The 2,838-nt window shown below is 43.0% G+C and carries 1 protein-coding gene; it reads right to left on the reverse strand.

Annotated features, from left to right (window positions below):
- Positions 1-2,838 (reverse strand): TonB-dependent receptor (locus Q0614_RS01355; protein ID WP_298785961.1); only part of this gene is annotated, 2,838 nt, incomplete at both ends.

Consider the following 2,838-nt stretch of genomic DNA (forward strand, 5'->3'; position numbering starts at 1 on the left):
AAAAGGCCTTATTGACCTGGCGCTTTCCCAAGTGATATATTTACGATCGGTTATATTATATACGCCTGCACGAAGCGTCAGATATTTGATCGGCTTTACATATGTTACGAAGTCTATCGTGGTATATCCACCGCTTCTCCATTCCACTTCGCTATTGCTTACAGGTTTGCCGTTTACGATTTTGCCGCCTAGATACTGCTCGTACCAATACATATTGTAGGTATCTCTCGCCTTTTTCGCAGCTACCGCGGTTACGAACAGATCCGCGCCGTATTTATCGCCCGGGCTTTGATAGCCTACGCTATAAACTGCCGTTCGCGGCTGGATCGCATTCATCGGCGTATCGGTTTTGCCGTGACCTATATCCATTCTGCCTTTTTGAATACTTAGCTTATATCCTATATGAAAGCCCTGTAGAGGCTGCCAAATTTGATCCAAAAATAGCTTCGATTCGATCTCTATTCCTCTAACCCTCGCTTTCGGACGATTTACGTTTTGATACACGGAGGTAGGCAGCCTGCTTCCGCCGTTTCCATAAGGAAGCTGGAATTCCCCCTTATACTGTAAATCTATAAAATTCCTATAATCCGTTTGGAATAAATTCAATGTAACGAAGCTTGGAGAATTATGAAGCGTAAAGGCAATCTCTTTAGTCTTTGCCGTTTCTTTTTTCAAATCCAAATTCGGATATATCGAAAAATCAGGGTGCTGGAAAGTGAAGTAAATTTCATCCGAAGTAGGCGCCCTAAATCCGTTTGCGTATTTAAGCTGAATTCTAAAAAAATCGAGCGGATCGATATTCGTAGATAAAGAATATGAGTTTGCCGAATACTTTCTCTTTTGCGAAGCCAAATACATAGCATTGGCTTCCGCATTGGCGTCTCGATGGGCCTTTATCTCGGCATTGGACGGATTGCCGGGAAGCGGCGTATAGGGAACGAACATACCGATAAACAGATCGGTCGGAATTTTAGGCGTCACGCCGGGAGTGTAGCTTGGATTATGCTTCACTCTGTCGTATCTATAATTAAGATCAAAGCCTAGGATATCGTTTATGCGAAAATCATCCCCCACATAAAGCGCTCCGGTTTTAGTCTCAACCGGAATAAGAAAGCTAAAAGGATCGTCTTCGTGGCTACAAAGCGTTACATAGTCGTTTCCGTTGTATAGCTTACATTTATCCGCATACCAAGTGCCGAGCATAGGAAAGTCGGGGTTAGTATTTCTTACGCCGAAAAAGGTTTCGGCCCACCACTGTTTATTCGTAGGCTCGTATCCTTGTCTGTTTACCATTCGCTTATCGCTTTTACTAAAAAGCCCGCCGTAGCTTAAGGTGTGCTCTGAGCTTTTGATAGTAAAATCCTTGGTAAGATCGAGATTTAATTGTTTTGTATCGGTGATGAGATCCCTGTCTTTCCAGTTGTTATCTACAAAGCCGTATTGGCTCGGCAATAAGAGAGAATCGCCGTTCCAGCTATCTTTTGGATTGATTACCGCATAGTTTCCTTTGCCATTAGGGGTAGGTACAGGGGTAAGGTCGTAGTGCTGATAGCTCCACGTATTTGTATCAAATAGATCGATACCCTTTGAGCAGTTATAGTTATCGCAATTGACTAAAATATCGGAGACTCCTCCCGTGTTTAATTCATTCGTGTATCCTTGGTACGCGTTATCATCTACTTTATTGCCTCTGCTATCTATTACGATATCTCTTGTTCTAGGTATGGGCACGGGACTCCACCACGGCTGTTCGTAATACGTCTCGGTAGAGTGTTGGAGCTCTCCTCCGTATTTATCTACCATTTTTCCGTTTTCGTTTATATGTAGACCGGACGGATTTGAAATACCTGCGCAATTATCGCCCTCGCAATACTCGTCCGTTCTCGATTTTAGTTTGATATGTTGCTTGTTATAGCTAAATTTTAAGCTATCCCACAAAGGCGTTTCGTCGAAATTTTCGTAAGAAAACGAGTAATTCTTTCTTTCGCTTCTATCGTTGGTATGTCGTATATCGTTAGTCAAGGCTCCCCAAGGAGTTTGCGTATTATAAAGAGCAAATTGATTTGACCAATCTATTCCCTCTGATTTTATATTAGACTTATCGTATCCTAGGCTAAATCTATCGGTATCGGTGGGTTGAAAACCAAATTTGACAAGGGTGCTTTTCTTGTAAATTCTATACGGATCGGGCTTTTCCCTAACTTTTCTGATGACGGTTGGGTCATAGTCTTTATATCCCCAGTTTTTTAGTTCATGTCCTTCTCTATCAGTATGAATAGCCAAAAGATCAAACCACTTAAACCGAACTGCAGCTGCGTGGCTTTGCCAGTTTTGTCTATCCGCACTTTGATACCCGCGCTTAAATCCGTAATACCAATCCTTCTCCGTTAGATAGTCTCTCGCATCCTTTGTCTCAAACGCCACAGAACCACCTAGCGCGCCCGAGCCTCTTTTTACAGAATCTGCACCTTTAGTGATATCTACCTGTCTTACGTTTTCAACCTCAACGCCGTTTCTAGTGTTATTAAAGTTTCCATATCCTTCAAATAGATCTTTAAAACCTTGCGAGCTTAATGTTTCTGCTTGGCGAAGTCCATCTATGCTTATATCTACGCGGTTTTCATCTACTCCGCGGATCGAGTAGCCACTAGCACCGAATCTTCCGCTTTCGACAACTGAAACGCCGGTTTCGTGACGAACCATATCTCTACTATCGCTAACTTGCTCTTTGGCGAGTTGCTTGGCGCTCTTTTTAGTTTCGCCGACTTTTTTGGTAAGCGGGCCGCTTTCTACGTTTCCCGTAACATTGATCTGCCCTAAATTTTGGGAGCCACCTTC

The organism is uncultured Campylobacter sp., from assembly GCF_937997595.1.
GTDB lineage: Bacteria > Campylobacterota > Campylobacteria > Campylobacterales > Campylobacteraceae > Campylobacter_B.